General features: G+C 58.2%; 17 protein-coding genes. 9 read left to right on the plus strand and 8 right to left on the minus strand.

Translation table 11 applies throughout. The annotated features are described in order from the left end of the window. Positions 1–3: 3 nt before the first annotated feature. Together ETAA8_RS31560 and ETAA8_RS31565 are read right to left on the minus strand one after the other, a co-directional pair. Positions 4–291 carry a hypothetical protein gene (locus ETAA8_RS31560; protein ID WP_145098544.1) on the minus strand — a complete coding sequence of 96 codons (288 nt, stop codon included), beginning with the start codon at positions 289–291 and terminating at the stop codon, positions 4–6. An 877-nt stretch (positions 292–1,168) separates the two neighbouring features. Continuing rightward, positions 1,169–1,375, minus strand: a complete 207-nt coding sequence (locus ETAA8_RS31565) for a hypothetical protein (RefSeq protein ID WP_145098547.1) — start codon at positions 1,373–1,375, stop codon at positions 1,169–1,171. Positions 1,376–1,654: 279 nt separating this feature from the next. Here ETAA8_RS31565 and ETAA8_RS31570 point away from each other — a divergent pair, with 279 nt between their 5' ends. The 9 genes from ETAA8_RS31570 to hemW all read left to right on the plus strand — a co-directional run bounded on the left by ETAA8_RS31570 (position 1,655) and on the right by hemW (position 11,894). Beyond that, positions 1,655–1,951, plus strand: a complete 297-nt coding sequence (locus ETAA8_RS31570; RefSeq protein ID WP_145098551.1) for a hypothetical protein — start codon at positions 1,655–1,657, stop codon at positions 1,949–1,951. Between the two features lie 226 nt (positions 1,952–2,177). Further along, positions 2,178–2,441, plus strand: coding sequence for a hypothetical protein (locus tag ETAA8_RS31575; RefSeq protein ID WP_145098554.1), 264 nt, complete (start codon positions 2,178–2,180; stop codon positions 2,439–2,441). Positions 2,442–2,731: 290 nt separating this feature from the next. Next, positions 2,732–3,091 carry a divalent-cation tolerance protein CutA gene (cutA, locus tag ETAA8_RS31580; protein ID WP_145098557.1) on the plus strand — a complete coding sequence of 120 codons (360 nt, stop codon included), beginning with the start codon at positions 2,732–2,734 and terminating at the stop codon, positions 3,089–3,091. 62 nt (positions 3,092–3,153) lie between these two features. Beyond that, positions 3,154–7,125: an ATP-dependent RNA helicase HrpA gene (gene hrpA / locus ETAA8_RS31585; protein WP_145098560.1), complete on the plus strand. Its 3,972-nt coding sequence runs from the start codon at positions 3,154–3,156 to the stop codon at positions 7,123–7,125. A gap of 106 nt (positions 7,126–7,231) precedes the next feature. Beyond that, positions 7,232–7,813, plus strand: a complete 582-nt coding sequence (locus ETAA8_RS31590; protein ID WP_145098563.1) for an OmpH family outer membrane protein — start codon at positions 7,232–7,234, stop codon at positions 7,811–7,813. A 35-nt stretch (positions 7,814–7,848) separates the two neighbouring features. Next, positions 7,849–8,487, plus strand: coding sequence for an OmpH family outer membrane protein (locus ETAA8_RS31595; protein ID WP_145098566.1), 639 nt, complete (start codon positions 7,849–7,851; stop codon positions 8,485–8,487). Positions 8,488–8,538: 51 nt separating this feature from the next. Then, a complete protein-coding gene (locus ETAA8_RS31600) occupies positions 8,539–9,771 on the plus strand; it encodes an FG-GAP repeat domain-containing protein (RefSeq protein WP_145098569.1) in 1,233 nt (410 codons plus the stop codon). A 144-nt stretch (positions 9,772–9,915) separates the two neighbouring features. Then, positions 9,916–10,755, plus strand: coding sequence for an MBL fold metallo-hydrolase (locus ETAA8_RS31605; protein WP_145098572.1), 840 nt, complete (start codon positions 9,916–9,918; stop codon positions 10,753–10,755). Next, positions 10,752–11,894 (plus strand): radical SAM family heme chaperone HemW, encoded by a 1,143-nt coding sequence (hemW, locus tag ETAA8_RS31610; protein WP_145098574.1) that lies wholly within the window; start codon positions 10,752–10,754, stop codon positions 11,892–11,894. Before ETAA8_RS31605 ends, hemW begins: the two co-directional genes overlap by 4 nt. 486 nt (positions 11,895–12,380) lie before the next feature. Here the strand turns inward: hemW and ETAA8_RS31615 are convergent, their stop codons facing one another. The 6 genes from ETAA8_RS31615 to ETAA8_RS31640 all read right to left on the minus strand — a co-directional run bounded on the left by ETAA8_RS31615 (position 12,381) and on the right by ETAA8_RS31640 (position 18,642). Next, complete coding sequence (locus ETAA8_RS31615; RefSeq protein WP_145098577.1) at positions 12,381–13,142, minus strand: alpha/beta hydrolase family protein; 762 nt, start codon at positions 13,140–13,142, stop codon at positions 12,381–12,383. A gap of 114 nt (positions 13,143–13,256) precedes the next feature. Beyond that, entirely contained in the window at positions 13,257–13,523 is a 267-nt protein-coding gene (hemP, locus tag ETAA8_RS31620) for a hemin uptake protein HemP (protein ID WP_202921390.1), read from the minus strand. Beyond that, on the minus strand, positions 13,520–14,854 hold the full coding sequence (locus ETAA8_RS31625; protein WP_145098580.1) for an outer membrane protein assembly factor BamB family protein: 1,335 nt from the start codon (positions 14,852–14,854) through the stop codon (positions 13,520–13,522). The genes hemP and ETAA8_RS31625 overlap by 4 nt, the downstream gene beginning before the upstream one ends. A 129-nt stretch (positions 14,855–14,983) precedes the next feature. Further along, positions 14,984–16,636 (minus strand): DUF3386 family protein, encoded by a 1,653-nt coding sequence (locus tag ETAA8_RS31630; RefSeq protein WP_145098583.1) that lies wholly within the window; start codon positions 16,634–16,636, stop codon positions 14,984–14,986. A 245-nt stretch (positions 16,637–16,881) separates the two neighbouring features. Next, positions 16,882–17,307, minus strand: a complete 426-nt coding sequence (locus tag ETAA8_RS31635) for a hypothetical protein (RefSeq protein WP_238397625.1) — start codon at positions 17,305–17,307, stop codon at positions 16,882–16,884. 36 nt (positions 17,308–17,343) lie between these two features. After that, the gene (locus ETAA8_RS31640) at positions 17,344–18,642 is read right to left on the minus strand and encodes a hypothetical protein (RefSeq protein WP_238397626.1); all 1,299 of its coding nucleotides are present in this window, start codon (positions 18,640–18,642) and stop codon (positions 17,344–17,346) included. Positions 18,643–18,644 lie beyond the last annotated feature (2 nt).

Here is an 18,644-nt window from a genome sequence, read left to right on the forward strand (position 1 = left end):
CAGCTATTCAACGTTTGACGAGTCGTGTATCAGCCACGCCCCTGGTCTCACCTTCCGGTCTATCTGCTCCAGGGGCCAGTAGAACGTCTCTGCAATGTCATTTTGAAATCGGTAGCGATGAATGACCGCAGGAATAATCGGGCTATAGCCAAGATAGTACTCGGCATTTTGGTTGATCTCGGGCCGAATCACGATCCCCTGCGGTTCCACCAAAGCCAGATAACTCCCCACGTACAGCACCGGCAGGAGCAGCAAGACGATGGCGACGATGAGGGGCGCGCGGCTGGTCATGACCACATAATCCTGTATGCGAACGCTGCCACCGCTGCTCCTCCAAACCAATAAGGCTCAGTTCCTCCATCAATCGCCCCCATCGGTGCCGTGAGTACGAATGCGGCACAAAAACCGAGAATGGCGAACAGCACGTAGATCGCGAAGTAGCGCTTCCGCGTTTTTGGTGTCGGCGTGGGATTCTCTGTGCTCGGCGATTCGTAGGGATTTACGTCCATCGCCCCATTCTACCCGCGCACGAAAAAGCTCCGCTAGGTTCGCGGGGGGCGATTTGTCAGTTCAAGGTAACGAGGGTACTTCTCCAGAAAGAACTTCAATTCAAGTTCAATGCAATAAGATTGAAGTTCGCAAAACCTTGAGATCGGGCCGAGGATAAAGCCTTCGTTTTTAAGTGTTGATAGCCACGTCTCCTCGTCGGGCCTATCAAAACTTAGAGATTCGCTCTTGAAGAATCGCTCAAGCAGTCGACTTTCGCCATTGGACATAAGTCGCAGGCGTTTCTTGCGAACCCTCCACTGCCTAGCGTTGTCCACACAAAGTTTTGGCCAAGTCCCAGATTAAGTGCATGCCTTGAGCCAGCGCAAGAACACTGGATACAAACAGTACGAAAGCGCAAATCCACCGATGCTGCTCTATGCCAAGAGGCTTTGCTAGTGAGTCCCACATTGCAAGTGAAACAAGCGACAGAATTAGTGCTGCAAGCGGCATAAATGGGAGTTGTGGCAGCAGATTTAGAAATTGCGACAGGTCCATGTTGAGCCAGACAGGTTGACAGCAAAGCCGGTAGGCGTACCATGAACGCAACGACACGCATGGGCCATCGGCTCATAAAGAAAGCCGCGAGATTGCACCCTCGCGGCTTTTTTATTGTACTGATCTAGGCCGCTGCTTCCAGCAGTTCCTTGATCGTCCACACGCGGTCAGTCAGTCCGGCTACCATCGCTGGCGTTTGCTTTCGCTTACCGCACGATTGATGCTTGCGGCAGAAGTTGTAGAACGCAGCGAAGATGCTCAGCATCGCGCTGTGGTGGTCGGCGCTCTTGATGTGGACATTCGTGAGCCGAGTTAGGCGGCGATTGTGCATGCGAACCGAGAGGTTCAACCGCTCGCTGTGGCTCGTGCTGACGTGCGCTTCACCGGGATTGCCGAAGGGCTTTACCTATAATCGGATTTGTTATCGCATTTCGTAGGTTCCGCTGTGCGGACCATCGCAGCGGGTTGTGTTCCGCACAGCGGACCCTACTGTTTTTGGGCAAAGCCCCGAACTAGTCAACCAAAAGCACCCACTACCCCCACCCCGCGACTCTAGCGTGGCATTCTCGTCCGCGGATAGAATGTGGCGATGTTCTGGGAACTAATAATCATGGCGATGACCGATTGCTGGCAAGTAATCGATGGGCCGACCGATTACTGGCACGTAACTTACGTAGCGCTGCGCACAAACTCGCTGCACGTGGTTGCTGCTGAGTCACTTGCACGGCCTTTCTATGTGGCTATTTTAGCGCAATTTCCGAGCAAGGACTTGCAGAGAATTTACGAGACCCTCTGGATTAACATGCAGAATCCGAATGCAGCACTTTTCGCAATGGAGCTTGCATTTGACATTAATCGCACTTTGCGTTACCTGGCTTCGATGAAGTCCGGACCCAGGGAATTTTAATGGACGGGCGTGGCTTCTCTGGCCACTTCACTCGCCAAGAGTTCTGCACTTCGTCGCAAGTCAGTGGGCCGGCGCGGGTTCGGTTTTCATATCCACAATGTTCGGACAGTATTGAAGAATCTCGACAGCGCGCTCGAGGACGGCGATGGTATCTGAGAAGACAAACGCGATAGTCCCGGTTCGCAGCCCTCCGAATACTGCAGGTACTATAAGACTCTGCACTCTCATGCCTCGCTTACGCTATTCATTCCCAGAAGCTCAAGCGGAGGCCGTGCGGCTGGCAACGGAATACATCAGGCAGCAGCCCAAAATGGAGGGTGCTCGGCTGGGCGCTCAACCCAACAAGGTCGCGCCAAAAAGTGCGACGTCGAAGATTCCCGTGATGTGGGTGGTAGTCGTTGTCTTTCATCCACCCGACGTTGTGATGGACGGTGGCGATCTGGTGCTCGACGTCAACATCGAGACCAAGGAAGTGCGTCCCTGGCGCTAGGCAGCCCCTCAAGCCGGAGGGTGTTGAATAAGTCGCCGACTTATTCAACAGCAGTTGCCATAACTCTCGGGATTGGCGAGCCGGAGTGTTGAAAAATTCGACCACTTTTTCAACAAGTGCGCTGAAATCGGAGTTGTCCCAGGAGTGCTGGGGGCGCGCGACAGTTGCGGTGGGCAGGGCGTTCACCCCGGTTATGCCATTTCTTGCGTTCCGCTAGACTATTGGCAGAAGGAACGCCGTTTTGCGGACGAGCGGCAGCGTCTCGTGACTCATCAAGGGAGTTGTTGCCGATGCCTGGAGAGATCATTCAAATTGTCACCACGACTTCTGAGAAAGAGTCGGCCGAGAAAATCGGCGCTCAGATTCTGAATCGACGTCTGGGGGCCTGCGTCCAAATCAGCGGGCCGGTCGAAAGTAGCTATTGGTGGAACGGTCGGATCGAAACCGCCCGCGAGTACCTCTGCACCATCAAAACGGTGAAGGAAAAGTTCGCCCAAGTCGAGCGGACCATTCTTGAAACGCATCCCTACGATAAGCCGGAAATTCTGGCCACTGCCGTGGTCGAGATTTCGACCGATTACAAAGCCTGGCTGATGGAGCAACTCAAGCCCGTTAAAAAGGCCGCGCCGGTGAAAGAAGAAAATTCTTAGAGTTCGCCCTGCCTGCCCTGAACCTGCAGTCCAGTTCGGCCGTCTCTCCCCTATTTCAGACCATGCTCTATTACGCCGAACTCGAGGCACAACTGGCCACGGCGATGCAGCGCGATCGCCATCGCCTGCGCAATCAACTTCGCGCCATTTGCCAGGCCGAACAGCAGGGACGTCCCTTCGACCGCAACCTGGCCAAGCTGCAGGACGAACTGGAAAAGTCGCTCGCTGAAGCAGCTCGCCGCAAGTCGTTGGTCCCCAAGATTGAATACGACGAATCGCTACCGGTCGTCGAACAGCGCGAAGTGATTGCCGAAGCGATTCGCAATCATCCCGTCGTCGTCATCTGCGGCGAAACGGGCTCGGGCAAGAGTACGCAGTTGCCGAAGATCTGCCTGGAGATCGGTCGCGGTGTAACGGGCCTGATCGGGCACACGCAGCCGCGGCGAATCGCGGCCCGCTCGATTGCCGCCCGCGTGGCCGAAGAGTTGAACTCGACGGTCGGCAAACTTGTGGGCTACAAGATTCGCTTTGCCGATCAAACCACGCCGGAGACTTTAATCAAGGTCATGACCGACGGTGTGCTGCTTGCCGAGTCGCAGACCGATCGCTACTTCGAGCAATACGATACGCTCATCATCGACGAAGCTCACGAGCGGTCGCTGAATATCGACTTCCTCCTGGGTTACCTGCATCGGCTGATCGTCAAGCGTCCCGAGTTTCGCCTGATTATCACCAGCGCCACGCTCGACGCCCAACGCTTTGCCGAACACTTCGGCCACGCCGGCGAAAACGGCAAACTCATCCCCGCACCGATTGTCGAAGTCTCCGGCCGGACGTACCCCGTCGAGACGCTCTATCGTCCCTTATCACTGCTCGAAGACGAAATCGAGCTCGATCCAGTACAAGGCGTCCTCCGGGGCATCGATGAATTGTCTCGTCTGGGGCAGGGGGACATTCTCGTCTTCTTACCCACCGAGCGCGACATTCTCGAGGTCTCACACAAGCTCCGCGGTCGCATGCTCGGCGGCAATGCCGAAGTGTTGCCGCTGTATGCCCGACTTTCGACCGCCGAACAAAACAAGGTCTTTCGCTCCCATACGGGCCGGAGAATTGTATTGGCGACGAATGTCGCTGAGTCCTCGCTGACGGTGCCGGGCATTCACTACGTCGTCGATACCGGCACCGCGCGTGTTAGCCGATATTCGGCCCGCAGCAAGCTGCAACGCTTGCCCATTGAGGCCATTTCGCAAGCTTCGGCCGATCAACGCAAAGGGCGCTGCGGCCGCATTGGGCCGGGCGTTTGCATTCGATTATATAGCGAAGAAGATTACGCCCGCCGCGAGCGCTACACGCCGCCCGAAATCCAGCGAACAAATCTCGCTGCCGTCGTGTTGCAGACGTTAGCGCTCGATCTGGGAACCATCGAGGACTTCCCGTTTCTCGATCCACCGCGGGCCGAATCGATTCGCGATGGCTACAAAACCCTGTTCGAACTGGGTGCCATCGATGACTCCCGTCAACTCACGCCCGTTGGCCGCCAACTCGCCAAGCTCCCCGCCGATCCGCGCATCGGCCGCATCTTGCTCGCTGCCGATCGCGAAGGCTGCCTGGCCGATGTGCTCATCATCGCCGCTGCGCTCGAAACGCAAGACCCGCGCGAACGCCCCGCCGATCGCGCGGCAGCTGCCGACGAAGCGCACCGCAAGTTCCAATCGGGCGAGAGTGACTTCCTCTCCTTCATCAAGTTGTGGGACTTTTATGCCAGGTTGAAAGCCGACCTCAGCCGCAATCAACTGCGCCGCGCCTGCTCGCAGAACTTCCTCTCTGAACTGCGGATGCGCGAGTGGCACGATGTGCATCGCCAACTGCTCGACATGGTGACGCAGTTCGGCCTCCGTGCAGGACGCCGCCGTTGGCAAACGAGCGAAGACGACGCGCCCAAAGACAAGGACGCCTACGACTCGATTCATCGCTCCCTCTTGGCTGGCTTGCTCGCAAATATCGCCCTCCGCAGCGAAACGGCCGAGTACAACGGCGCCGGCGGCAACAAGCTGTTTCTCTGGCCGGGGAGCGGCGTCTTCCAAACGAAGCCCAAGTGGATCGTGGCCGCCGACCTGGTTGAGACGACAAAGAACTATGCCCGCACTGTGGCTCGCATCGATCCCGATTGGATCGAGCCGCTCGCTAGCCACCTGGTCAATTATCACTACACCAATCCGCAGTGGGATAAACGATCCGGCGCAACGATGGCCAATGAGCGGGTCTCGCTCTATGGCCTGACGATCATCGCGCGCCGCCGAGTTCGGTACGGCCCCATCGATCCTCTCGCTTCGCGCGAACTGATGATTCGCAGTGGGCTGGTCGAAGGAGAGTTCGAAACTCGCGCGCCGTTCTTTCGGCACAATCAACAACTGCGAGAGGAACTCGATCACCTGGCCGCCAAAGCGCGGCGGCGCGACTTGCTGGTCGAAGATCAAATGGTCTACGACTTTTATGCCGGTCGCATCCCGGCCGACGTTTACGATGCGCCACGTTTGGAAAAATGGCGGCGCTCGCTGGAAGAGAAGCAACCGCGCATCCTGCACATGGAGCCAGCGGACTTGCTTGGGCAGGAACTAAACCCACCTGAGCCTGAGGAGTTTCCCGAGCAGTTGCAACTCGACCGACTGCAATTGCCGCTCGACTATCACTTTGAACCTGGTGCCGAGAACGACGGCCTCACGGCCACGGTCCCGCGCGAAGCGATCTTTCAACTCTCCGCCGAGCGCCTCGGCTGGTTGATTCCCGGACTGCTCGCCGAAAAGGTCGAGCACTTGATTCGCTCGCTCCCCAAACAGCAGCGGCGGAACTTGATTCCCGCACCGGACGTAGCCAAGCGGACGGCCAAGAAGCTCCACTTCGCCAAGTCATCGTTTCTGCTCGAAGTGGCCCGCGCGTTGTCGCTTGAAGCGGGCGAGCCAATTTCGCCGGATGCTTTCGATCTTACTCGTTTGCCGCAGCATCTGGTGCTTAAAGTGCGCGTGGTCGACGAACAAGGAAAGGTGCTGGCCGAGGGTCGCGATATTGAGCAACTGCGCGAGCAAGTGGGAGCCAAACCAGCGACGGCGACTAGCGCCCCAGATAAAAGCCCCTGGCACCGCGACGGCGTGAAGAGTTGGGAATGGGACATTCTGCCCGAAGCAGTCGACATCAGTCGCGGCGGACTCACCTTCACGCGTTTTCCGGCCATCGTCGATACGCAAGAGAACGTTGCCCTGCGCTTGACCGAAACACTTCCCGAAGCCGAACAACTCACCTGGGCTGGCATTCGCCGGCTGATCGTTCTCGATCGCCCGCGCCGCTATCGCGAACAGGTCGAGAACCTGCCCAAGCTAAGCCAGATGCAAGTCCTCGCGGCCAAGCTGTGCCAGGATCGTACGCTCATTCAACAACTGGTCGATCTGCTGGCTCAGCGGTCAATCGATCTCGCATTGCCCAGTTGGAAGAAGCAAGCGGCGAATTCACTACCACGGTCGAAGGACGAGTTCAACAAACTTCTCAAGCTGGCGACCGATCAACTGCTGCCAGCTGTGCAGGAGGTCTCGCGCTTCGCGCTGCCCCTGTTCGAAGCCTATCACCAAGCGCGGCTAGCGCTCGAACAGGCCCGCCCCGAAACCTGGCAGCCCGCGCTCGACGACATGCGTGCCCAGTTCGGTGAACTGATCATTCCCAACTTTCTTGCCGAAACACCCTGGACGTGGCTGCAGCATTTTCCGCGCTATCTCAAGGGCATTTCGCTGCGGCTGCAAAAGATTGTCAGCACCGGCCTGCCGCGCGATCGCCAGGCGCTGGCGCAAGTGACTCCGCGGGTGAAGGCGTGGCACGAGCGCCGCGAAGTCCATCGCAAGCATCACGTCCTTGATGCCGAACTCGATACCTTCCGTTGGCAGTTGGAAGAGTTCCGCATCTCACTCTTCGCGCAGGAGCTTGGGACCAGCCAGGCCATTAGTGCCCCGCGCCTCGACAAGCAGTGGGAGAAGGTCCGGCTGATGTAGTGCCAGCATTGGGCAGAGCGAGGCTACTCACTTACTTTGCTGGTAATCCAGTGCTAAAACAACACGCAGTACGCCGCTCCGAACCTCACCCGCCGGAAACCCATCCATGACTTACACATCCACTCGCCTGCTCCTCGGCGTGCTTGCCGTGGCCTGTGCGGTGCCGTCGCCCCTGACCGCGCAAGACAAGCCCGCAGAACTGCCGATCGCAGTCCTCAACCTCGACAAGGTCTTTGCTGGCTACACAAAACACTCCGATCGCCTGCAACCACTCCGCGACAGTGCCAAAGAACTGGACGAAACGGTTCAGATTCGGCAAGTCGAGTTGGAGACAGCTGCCAACCAAATGCGCAAGTCCCCTCCCGGTTCGCCCGACCAGCAGCGGGCGCAAGGACAACTCATCAAACTGCAAAACGACCTGCGGCAGTTCGTCGAACAAGAACGCCAAAAACTGCAAAAGCGCGAAGTCGTCATTCTGATCACCACCCAGCGCGACATTGACGAACAGCTGAAAAAGATTTGCCAGGCCCGCGGGCTGAAACTCGTTCTGCGGCAGAACAGTCCGCCCGACGAAAACCAACCCTTGCAAGAACTGGTGAAGAACCTGGGTCGCGATGTGATCTATCAGGACGGGCTCGATATTACTGACGACGTACTCAAGGCGTTGAATGAAACGGAATCGAAGTAGTCGAAATCTCTCCCCTGCAATTCACGGAGGTTGAAATGGCCGGTAACTCTGCCTTTTCCCGTTACGGCTGGGCACTCACTCTGCTGGCAATCTTCGCGCTTTGGCTGCGCGTCGAAGGGATGCAATGGCCTGCCACGGCCAATGCAGCGCCGGAGGCAAGTAAGACGAACGGTGGAGCCGCGGTGGCAACTGTCGGAGTCGTTGACGTGTGGCAAGCCTTCGAAGGGCACAAAAAGTATATTGACTATGAAGTTGCAGGACGGAAGCGAGCGGAGGAATTTGCCCGCAATCGGGAAGGGATCTTTGCCGAATATGAAAGACTTCATAGATCGTACAAAGAGCTGAGCGAGGACAGTGACGAGGCAGTCCGCCTCAAAAGACAACTTGAACGAATGTACGTTGACATGACTGATTCAGACGAAAAACTCAAGCGAGAAGAATCACGGAACTGGAACAGACTCAAGGCCGATTGCTACGAAGACCTCCTGAGAGCGGTGGATCTCGTCAAGAAGGAGAAGCAACTCACATTAGTCCTAAGTGCCTTCGAATATAACTTCGATCCCAACAAGTCAAGTGATGTCTTCTATCGACAATACCGCGCTGTCGTTCGTTACGACGAGTCTCTCGATATCACCAAAGACGTCATTGCCTATCTCAACAAAGAAACGCTCTGACCGGATCTTGATTCCATCGCACTTTCCCACACCCTCCCGTGATTTACTGCTATGAAAACCTGTCACGTCTTTGCGGTCCTTGTCACCTGTGTGCTTGGCAGTCTCCAAGCTGCCGAGATTCCCTTCAAGGCTGAAGAACTGCCCACCAAACTCGGCGTGGGCTATGCCGTGCGGCTGATTGATATGAACAACGATCAGAAGCTCGATATCTGCATCGTCGATCAGACGCGCATTCTCTGGCTCGAGAATCCGACGTGGAAAGAACACACGCTCATCGACAAGCAAACTCGGCCCGATAATGTTTGCTTTGCCCCAGCTGATATCGATGGAGATGGGAAGATCGACTTCGCCGTCGGTGCGGATTGGAAGCCGTTCAACACCGAGAGTGGCGGCACCGTGCAGTGGATTCGCCGGAACCCCAACGAACACAAAAAAGACGTCAAAGCTCCGCTGCTGTGGGAAGTTCACCCCATCAGCGAAGTCCCCACGGTCCATCGCATCAACTTTGCCGATCTCGATGGGGACAAGAAGCCGGAACTGATCGTCTCGCCCCTCATGGGTCGTGGCACGACCAAGCCCAATTGGCAAGAGGCGACGTGCCAATTGCTCTCGTACAAGATTCCCGCCGATCCCGTGAAAGGCCCGTGGGAGCCGACCGTCATCGACGACAAGTTACACGTGACTCACAATTTTCAGGTGACCGACTTCGATCACGATGGCCAGCCCGACATTTTATACGTCGGCTTCGAAGGGGTTTCACTCCTCACCAAAGATGCCAGCGGCAAGTGGCAGAACAAGCGGATTGGCGAGGGGAACCAAAAGACGTCGCCCAATCGCGGTGCCAGCGAGATCAAGCACGGAATGTTGGGAAAATCGGGCGATTACATCGCCACCATCGAACCTTGGCACGGCCATCAGGTCGTTGTCTATACCAAGCCGACGACTGAACGCCCCTCGGCGGGCGAAGGCCTGTGGAATCGCCAGGTCGTCGACGAAGAACTGAAGTGGGGCCATGCCGTTTGGTGTGCCAACCTGGACGACGACGAAGCTGAGGAGCTCGTCATCGGCATACGTGATGACCTCGGCCCGACTCGCAAAGGAGGCGTGCGCATCTATGATCCGCAAGATGCTGCCGGCCAGAAGTGGGAACGGCAATTTGTCGATCAAGGTGGTGTAGCAGTCGAAGATCTCGCCGTGGGCGATTTGAACGGGGACGGCAAGGCGGAGATCGTGGCCGTCGGCCGTGCGACGCACAACGTCAAGATTTATTGGAACGGTAAGTAGGTTTAAGAGCGTTGCCGGGGTCGGGAGTCTTTGGCTAAGTACGACTTTCCACCTAGCTGAGTCGCTTCTCGCCAAAGACTCCCGACCCCCGTCGCGTCAGATCGCAGTCTCTTGCCAACCACTGAAAGGTTGATAGTCCGCTTCATGCTCGATAACGCTCCGGTACGTAGTAAGAAGTTTCAGGATTTAACGATCGAGGGCTACTCGCGCGCGGCGGTGCAGACGTACTGGCGAATTCCCGAGCTGAAGATCGGCTTCGACCTGGGCGCGCACCCTTGGGACTTCATGGGGACGCAGACCTGGCTCCTCTCGCACTTGCATCTCGATCACATGGCGGCAGTTCCTGTCTATGTCGCCCGGCGCCGGATGATGAAGATGGAACCCCCTACCATCTATCTGCCCGAGCATGCGGTCGAACTTGTCGATCATCTGCTGCGGGTTGTTTCGCGCCTCGATCGAGGGCGCTTGCCGTGCGAGCTGATTGCTGTGAAGCCCGGCGATGAGTTTGAACTGTCGCGCGAGCATGTCGTAACTGTCTCGGCGACAAAACACACGGTTCCTTCGGTCGGTTACGTGGTGTGGGAGCGGCGCAAAAAGCTGAAGAGCGAGTATCAAGGGCTGACGGGAGATCAGATTCGCGACCTGCGTATGAGCGGCAAAGACGTGACCGAGGAGAAGCGGATTCCGCTGGTCGCCTATACGGGCGATACTTCACCGCCGGGACTTGATGCCTGTCCTGCCATGTACGAAGCGAAGATTCTGATTGCCGAGATGACGTTTGTCGCCCCGAGCCATCGGAAAGAGAAGATTCACAAGCACGGGCATATGCACCTGGACGATTGGATCGAGCGCCGCGACCGCTTTCGCAACGAATTGATCATTGCCGGACATCTCAGCACGCGTTATCACGACAAGCAAGTAAAGCACTACGTGCAAAAAGCCTTCCCCGACATGCTCGGCGGCCGGCTCCACCTGTGGTTATGAGTTCGCAAATCGCAGAGCCGCGGGCCGCGTATGTGCATGTCCCGTTTTGCCGGCATCGTTGCGGCTATTGCAATTTCACGCTCATTGCCGGCCGCGATGATTTGATCGAACGGTACTTAGCTGCACTCGAACTGGAACTGCAGCTGCTCGGTTCGCCGCGAACGGTTGATACGCTCTTTTTTGGCGGTGGCACCCCGACCCATCTGCCTCCCGCGCAGTTGACGCGATTGTTGCAACTGGCCCGCAGCTGGTTCGTGCTCGCAAGTGGTGGTGAGTTCAGCGCCGAAGCGAATCCGCTTGATCTGACTCCCGAGCGGATGGGGGTGCTGCACGAAGCCGGCATCACGCGGATCAGCATCGGCGCTCAATCCTTTAGCCCGCGCAAGTTGAAGCTCCTCGAGCGGGATCATCAGCCGGCAGATATCGCCAGCGCGTTTCACGCAGCTGCTCAAGTCGCTTCGTCGGTATCGCTCGATTTGATCTTCGGCGTACCAGAGGAAACACCGGCCGAGTGGGAAGCCGATCTGCAGCAAGCGATCGCTCTGCAACCGCAGCATATTTCGACCTATGGCCTGACGATCGAAAAGGGAACGTCGTTCTTCCCGCGTGTGCAGCGGGGCGAACTGCAGCCGGCCAGCGACGATGCGTCGGCGGGTATGTATGAGCGAGCCATCGACCTGCTGACAGCTGCCGGTTACGAACACTATGAAGTCTCGAACTTTGCGTTGCCGAGCCACCGCTGCCGACACAACGAAACCTATTGGCTCGGTCGCGGCTACTTTGCCGCTGGTCCGGGTGCTGCCCGTTATGTGCAGGGCGTGCGCGAAATGAACCACCGCAGTACGACCACCTGGCTCCAGCGTTTGGAGCATCACGAGTCGCCGGTCGCGGAGCGAGAAGAGATCGCTGCGGAAGAGCGCGCGCGCGAACGACTCGTGTTTGGTTTGCGGCGACTGCAAGGAATCTCGCTGGACGATTTTCAAGCGGAGACCGGCTTTGCCGCTGAGTCGCTGGGGGGAGCAGCGCTGCAGCAGTTCATCGTCCAAGGTTTGCTGCAGGTGGAAGGGAACACGCTTCGCCTCACGCGCCGCGGCTTGTTGATTAGCGATAGCCTCTGGCCGTACTTTTTGCGCGACTAGCTTCTGACGTCGGATCTCTTCGGCTGCGATCGGAAAGATGGTGGGGAGAAATACGGTGAACGACGTTATCGGTTGCCCATGCGCCGTTTTCGCTGGGATCGCTGAGGCCAAACCAGCAAGAAAATCTCACAATCATGTTATTGACAAACATTCACTAAGTCGACATAAATAAATCAGCTGTTTGGCAACCTGGTGATCGGATCGCGCCTGCGCGGAGGGAAGATTTCGCGCTGCGGCGAAGAACCGTTTTTGTGGCTTGAGGAAATTCACGACGCGTGGCGAACTGGGCCGCGGGGACTCCTCAGATGGATTCAGCAGCGGAGTTTATCAACAAACAGGATGATTTTGGATTCGGCAATTTCGACGCAATTCGTTGCCGCGAAATGGCTTAACTGCGATGAACGCAAAAGGGGGGTGTTGATAAACCTTGCTCCCGCGAACGCCACGCGAAGCGGGCTTGAGCGGGCACCGCCAAGAGGAGCGATTTTAGCGGGGCGTCTTCGCTTGTTTTTTGACAAACTCGATCAGTTCGGTGCACTCGAAGAACGACGGGGTGGCTTGATGACCTTCGCCGGCGATGACTTTCACCGTGATGGGCCCCCCTGCTGCTTCGTAACGCTGCTTGAGAAGGCCCGTGTTGTCTGGGTAAGTGACCGCAGCATCGGCATCGCCATGCACGATGAACATGGGAACCTTCTGAGCGGCCAACTCTTTGAGGTTGTCGACGGGGTTGAGTTCCGCCAGCTTCGACCGAAAGTCAGCTTCGGTCATTTGATAGTCGGCCAGGGTGAGCTCTTTGTTCTTCAGCGGCCACTGGGTCAGGTTGCAGACGGGATAGATTCCCACAAACGCCTGCACGTGCTCGGGGTTTCGCATTGCCCAGGCGAGCATCATCAGACCGCCACGACTTTGGCCGAGCAGAATTGGCTTCTTCGACCAGCCGCGTTTGACCATCTCGTCGTAGAACTGCGAGAACCTGGCCGAACTTGCGGGGCCGCCCCGCACTTCGCCCAGATCGTAGCCGGCGATGCTGATTCCCTCGCGCAGAAAACCCTCGTAGTACGCTTTGCGCCCCACCAACGACAGTCCCTTAATCGTCGGTGCGTACCAAACCCAGGGCTTGCCTGCCGCGGGCTGCGGCGCGGCGTAGACGAATGCCTTGTGTCCCGCGACTTCGAATGTCTCTGGTGTTCTGGGGAGTGGTTCTTCCGCCAGAGCAAGTGTGGAAAGTCCCCAAAGGATCAGCATTGCGGCGGTAGATAACTTGACTCTCTCGACACCAAAACCGCCGCCCAATTGATGACGGCCTGAGGACCATGAATGAACCACTTGGATTTACCTCGCGCCCAGAGTGACTGTTCTTTACTTGTAAAGAATCAGCTTACCTTGCTTGGTGCAGCGGAGGCGATAGGTTTGGCCGCGGTGCATGATGAGGGCTTCGGCATCTTCGCCGAGCAGGTCGACCGACTGCCAGATGCGGCGGTGCTCTTCGGACGGTGATGGCGCGGAGGTGGCCTGCGGTTGAGTGAGCTCTGCGGCAGGGGCTTCTTCGTCGGTCGACATGAGTGTGTCTCGTACTACGGTCTCTCGCACCAGGCGACGCATCGTGAGCGGTGGAGCGGGGATCATGGGTTGGTTCGCAAGCAGTAGAGTTTGTCGCCGGTTCGAATGAGCAGGCTGCCACTGACAGCTGCCACGCCATACTGCGTGGGGCCGGAGAACATGGCGGCAGCTTCGCGTTTTTCTTCGGTGTCTTCAGCAGCCCCCTTGGCAGGGTCAACCTTGAGCTGGGCAGGATCCCAGAGTTGATTCTCGGCGAGGAGTTCGAACTTTGGCCCGGTTCGCAGGACGCTAGTGACGCCATCTTTGCCGAAGAAATAGAGGCGATCGCCCACGCCCAGCGGAGTGGCCCAGCACGACTGTTTCAAGCGTTCGGTGTAGCGAGCTTCACCGGTGGTGGCATCGAGGCAGAAGACCACACCCTGCGTGTTCACCCAGTAGGCATGCCCCGCATAAACGACGGGCGAGTTGAACGTTGGCGTAGCCTGTTCGGTGCGCCAGAGGACTTTGGGCTGCGGCTTGCCGTCGACCAGTTCGATGGTCATGGCGAAGTTGCTCTTCTTGGGATCGGTGCCGGGAGTGGCCTTGGCTTCACGACTGGCCGAAGCACCTACCAGGAACGAACCGGGAGCATACGGGCGCGGCGTCGATTTGTTGTTGCCGCCGACTTCGTCGTAACTCCACAGCAGTTTGCCCGTCGCGGCCTCGTAACCATCGACGGTTCCTGACGAACTGCAGACAACATGCTGAGCGCCCGCGACTTCGACCAGCGAGGGGGAACTCCAACTGGTGCGGCTGGTGCGATCGGTCTTCCACTTTGTTTTGCCATCGGTCTTGCTGAGCGCGATCAGATACGACGGGCCTTCGTCATCGACCAGGATGACGATCGAGTCGTCGGTCATGACGGGCGAAGCGGCCAACCCGAACTTGTTTTGAAACTTACCGAACTCGGACGAGAGGCTCTTGCGCCACTTCTCGGTGCCGGTGTGAGTGACGGCGACCACATCGCCACTTTCGAAAAACGCAAAGACATGCTTGTCGTCGGTGACCGGCGTGGGTGCCGCGCGGCTGACATACAAACTGTTCTTCACTTTGTCGGACGAGTCGAAGGAGTGTTTCCATTGCACCTTCCCATCGCTCAGATTGAGAGCCAGGAGATGGCAGATGTCTTTATCGGGCCCCTCAACAGCAGTGACGAAGACGCGCTCGCCATAGATGACGGGACTCGATTGACCGAAACCAGCGAGGTCGGTTTGCCAGGCGATGTTCGCAGCGGGCGACCAGGTGACCGGCAGCGAGTCGGGCTTAACTTCCGAAGCACCCTGACCCAGGAAGGCTGGCCAGGCGGGCTGACTTTCAGCAGTGCAGAGCGACAGAAGTACGCACAGTGTGGGGAGCATGGTGAGCCAGGAGTCAGAGGTCGGGAATTGGGGTTCAGAAGCAGTGGAGCAGGCTCCTCACCCCAACCCTTTCCCTGGCGCGGAGTACCAGGGAGAGGGCGGAGGAGAACTACATCTACGAACTTCAGCCTATTTAGTACCGGCGGCGAGCGGGCGGATGGTCTCGGTTTCGAGAACCTTGCCGCTGCGAGCGGTTCCGGCAACAGCAACCAGCGCGCCGTCGTCGGCAATGACCAAACGATGAAAGAACCGCGGATGTTTCAGTTCACCCGCTTTGACCCAGGATTTTCCATCGTCGGCCAGGCGATGCACGGTGCCGTTGCCAGTGGTGGCGAACAGGCCGTTCTCATCGCCGGACGCCGAAGGTCCAAACGTTTCCATTCCCTTGCCAGGGAGTGCAGGACCGTCCGACCAGGTCTTGGTTTCAGGATCGTAGACCGAGACTGCGCCGGTCATTTCATTGCCATCGGTCATGCCGCCGAGGATGTACAACTTGCCGCGATAGCCAGCCACCGCGAGCGCACGCCGCATGAACGGCGGCTTGGCGATTTCGGTCCACTCGGGTTCCGATTTCGACAAGTCGCAGACGAGGGCCGTGTTATGCCAATCGCCGTCTCCTTCGCCATTGAGCTCCCAACCGCCAGCAACGTAGAGGAGGTTGCCGATAACGGCTGCATCGTGGCTCGAACGACCGCGGGGCATTGGGGCCAGGTCGGTCCACTTGCCACTCTTGGGGTCGAAGCGGGCGAAGTCTTTGCTGGAGTAGAGAAGCCACTTATCGCCGTTGGCATTCTTCGATTCCCAGCCGCCGACGCGATAGATCTGATTGCGATAGCCAACGAGCGCCAGGCCGGTGCGCTTGGGTCCACCGGCGACTTCTTCCCACTCGGTGGGCTTGGACAGGTACACGCGCAGGAACTTGCTCGATTGTTGATCGGCCGAATAATCGTGCGGAGCCCCCATGTGGCCGCCATAGAGATACAGGTGGCCATCGGCGACGGCAGCACCTGCGCTGGTCACGCCGACCTTGAGAGGTGGCAGTTTGTCGCTGGTGGCAGTGGTGGTCGACACCGGAACTTCTCCTAGCAGCCGATGGTTGCTGAAGGTGATTTCTTCGACGGTGCGGCTGCCGTCATTTTTGTTGATGGCGGCGAGGATGCGGACCGGAAGGTCGACGCCTTGAATCCGCTGCCACTCTTGTTGTACTTGACGGGCGGTGACGATCGCGTTGGTCTTGGTGTTCCAAGTGGTCACGCTGAAGCTGCGGGGCAAGTGTTTGCCCTCGGCAGTGCGAGCGACGTCGCCCACGCTGATGACCATGTGGTTATCGCCATGAAAGCGATGCACTTCGGTCAGCACATCACCGTGCACGCGCCACAGGCTTTTTTCGCTGGCGTCTTGCGACTTGAGCAAACGACCGAAAGGGTGCTGGGTATCTTCATCGGCGAACTCGACGTTGGTGGCTCCTTGGTCGTCGGCCAGACGATGGCCGATGATCGAGTTGAGCGACCGCTGAGCCCAATCGAGACCGGCAGGGCTCTTCAATTGGAGATCGATCTTGCCGTCAGCCGAAACCGCCAGCGTGCCGGTCGAAGCGTGACCGGCCGACGAGACGGTGACGTCAGCGGTGAAGCCGGGAAACTTCTGCCAGGTTGCACGGCCGTGATGCGCGCGGTCCATCAATGCTTGGGCGGATTCAGCAGCGTCTGCAATCGGCAACACTGACCAGGCCAAGACCAGGCCGAGTAACGCGTGTAAGGGGAGTCGATAAGGGGCAAGCATGAACCACGTCTCCAAGAGTTAGCGAGCGAACTTTCGAATCAGCAGAAGACTGAATTAGCCAAGAACCCGGTTCGCGGTAGCGGAAAGGTGTTAAAACACCAAAAGGCGAGCGAGGTAAGCGGTTACGTGCGGGGCGACGCTGGCTGCCGAAGGCTTGAGTAGCTGGCGTAAACTAGTTGAGAGTGAGTCTCAGTAGCGTCTGAGTTTAAGCATTCCCGCCGCTATGTCAAGCTGTTGCCGGAGATTTATGCGTTTTCGTCATTGCGCGGCAGGTGCCCACCAGCTCGTTGAATTTCCGCGAGGGCGGTCCGCTCAAGTTGCTGCTGGATTTCGGGGAGCGGGTATTCGAGCAAAGAAAGTCCGTCGAGTTGTTGTCCCAGTTCACACAAGCGCAGCCAGCCGCGCGTGACAAGGTCCTCGCGCTGGCGGACGAAATTGGGATCAAGCAGGCGCTTGTCGAAGTCACCCTCAACGACGATTGGGGCGAACGCTTCGTGCACGATGAACTGGGCCAGTACCGGAGTGCAGCGAATGTGGCGCTCGGGCGTGGTATGCAAGGTCTCGGGGTCGAGTTGGCCGATGACGTAACGCAGATAGAGCTCGCTCTGCCAGATGTCGCCGACATCTTCACCACAGACATCGCACAGGTAGCCTTGTTCGCAGCGCGCCATCTTTATCAGGAATCCTTTCGACCGACTTGCGAGAATTTAATACGAGAGCGCTGCTTCATCGGCAGCTTTGACCTGGCGAAGGACCTTGTGCCACCGCGCACTAAGGCGTCCTGCGAAGAACGCGAGACATGCATAGGTGGCAGCCATGCAAACACACCAGGGGGGAGCTTTGCCGCTGGAGTACTGATAGTCGAGTTGCAAGGCGCCGATCAGCGGACTATCGCCGCTGGTGATGATCGTCAGACCTAAGACGGCCGCATAGATGGCCGCGAGTGCCAGAGACTGAATCGTAACAATCCACACGCTGCTCCAATCGGGAATTTGCATGAGAAGCGCGACGCAACCGATTTGAATCACACCCAGCATCAGCAGCAGGAACGCCCAGCGCGCCACCGATTGGCCGCCGTCGCTCTGCAGGTAGTCGCTGATCTCCCACACCGCGGGCCCCATGCTGAACAGTGCCGCAGCAATGAACACCGCACCCAGTTGCCAGGCCGTAGAGCGCTGGGCAGGCGTCGGTCGCACGCCGATCATCACGGCGATCGGTGGCGGCGCGGGTGCCGGTTCATGTGCCGATTCGTGTGCCTGAGGATGTGGTGCCGCAATTGGTGGTTCTACCACTTCGGCAATTGTTTCAGCAGTGAATGTTTCAGCGATGAACAGCGGCTCTGGCGGTGACGGCTCCGTAACCGGGAGCAGAGGTGGCTTGACTTCTTTGGGCGGAGCAAGAACTGTTCCGGTCAAGGTCGTTCGCGCCCGATTGGAAGTGCTTGGCTTGGCCGGTTCCGACTTGATTCGTTCGGACTTCGTCGGCTCGACAGGCTTCTGCTTCTTGACCGGCGGAGGCGGGACATCAACGGTCTCGATGAGTGCTGCGTCGACAGCCGCTGGTGCAATCTCCGGCTTCACTTCCGGCATAGGGGGTGCTGCGAAGACCGGCGCTGCCACCAGATCGATAACGGCCTCTGGCGCGGCTTCCGTCGGAGCTGGGGCGGCAATCTCTTCACTGGCGAAGACGACCGGTTCTTCAGTCGACTTGGCTGGAGCAGGCGCCTGCTTGGGACGTGACTTCGGAGGCGGTTTCATGCCGCCGGCGGGCAGACTGGTCGCAACTTTGCCAATCGTCGAATGCCCAGCCACTTGGGGCGACTGCCGCGCCGCTGGACCACCACTGACCCGTGTAACCAACTTGTTGATTGCCGGCGCTGCGGCATTTCCCGCGGCAGGTGGCACGTCCACATTGATGCCACAGTTCGGACAGCGCAGAACGGTTCCCGCCCGATGGTCCGGAACCATCATCAAGTGGCCAGCAGAACAGGCGACCCGCAGCGGCATGG

Origin of the sequence: Anatilimnocola aggregata, assembly GCF_007747655.1 — a bacterium.
Classification (GTDB): domain Bacteria; phylum Planctomycetota; class Planctomycetia; order Pirellulales; family Pirellulaceae; genus Anatilimnocola; species Anatilimnocola aggregata.

Bases quoted from the DNA above. Each gene is read 5' to 3' on its own strand.
- ETAA8_RS31560 (WP_145098544.1), bottom strand. From the start codon at position 291: ATGACCAGCCGCGCGCCCCTCATCGTCGCCATCGTCTTGCTGCTCCTG.
- hrpA (WP_145098560.1), top strand. From the start codon at position 3,154: ATGCTCTATTACGCCGAACTCGAGGCACAACTGGCCACGGCGATGCAG.
- ETAA8_RS31590 (WP_145098563.1), top strand. From the start codon at position 7,232: ATGACTTACACATCCACTCGCCTGCTCCTCGGCGTGCTTGCCGTGGCC.
- ETAA8_RS31575 (WP_145098554.1), top strand. From the start codon at position 2,178: ATGCCTCGCTTACGCTATTCATTCCCAGAAGCTCAAGCGGAGGCCGTG.
- hemW (WP_145098574.1), top strand. From the start codon at position 10,752: ATGAGTTCGCAAATCGCAGAGCCGCGGGCCGCGTATGTGCATGTCCCG.
- ETAA8_RS31635 (WP_238397625.1), bottom strand. From the start codon at position 17,307: ATGGCGCGCTGCGAACAAGGCTACCTGTGCGATGTCTGTGGTGAAGAT.
- ETAA8_RS31625 (WP_145098580.1), bottom strand. From the start codon at position 14,854: ATGCTCCCCACACTGTGCGTACTTCTGTCGCTCTGCACTGCTGAAAGT.
- ETAA8_RS31600 (WP_145098569.1), top strand. From the start codon at position 8,539: ATGAAAACCTGTCACGTCTTTGCGGTCCTTGTCACCTGTGTGCTTGGC.
- ETAA8_RS31570 (WP_145098551.1), top strand. From the start codon at position 1,655: ATGGCGATGACCGATTGCTGGCAAGTAATCGATGGGCCGACCGATTAC.
- ETAA8_RS31640 (WP_238397626.1), bottom strand. From the start codon at position 18,642: ATGCCGCTGCGGGTCGCCTGTTCTGCTGGCCACTTGATGATGGTTCCG.
- hemP (WP_202921390.1), bottom strand. From the start codon at position 13,523: ATGATCCCCGCTCCACCGCTCACGATGCGTCGCCTGGTGCGAGAGACC.
- ETAA8_RS31630 (WP_145098583.1), bottom strand. From the start codon at position 16,636: ATGCTTGCCCCTTATCGACTCCCCTTACACGCGTTACTCGGCCTGGTC.
- ETAA8_RS31615 (WP_145098577.1), bottom strand. From the start codon at position 13,142: ATGCTGATCCTTTGGGGACTTTCCACACTTGCTCTGGCGGAAGAACCA.
- ETAA8_RS31595 (WP_145098566.1), top strand. From the start codon at position 7,849: ATGGCCGGTAACTCTGCCTTTTCCCGTTACGGCTGGGCACTCACTCTG.
- cutA (WP_145098557.1), top strand. From the start codon at position 2,732: ATGCCTGGAGAGATCATTCAAATTGTCACCACGACTTCTGAGAAAGAG.
- ETAA8_RS31565 (WP_145098547.1), bottom strand. From the start codon at position 1,375: ATGCACAATCGCCGCCTAACTCGGCTCACGAATGTCCACATCAAGAGC.
- ETAA8_RS31605 (WP_145098572.1), top strand. From the start codon at position 9,916: ATGCTCGATAACGCTCCGGTACGTAGTAAGAAGTTTCAGGATTTAACG.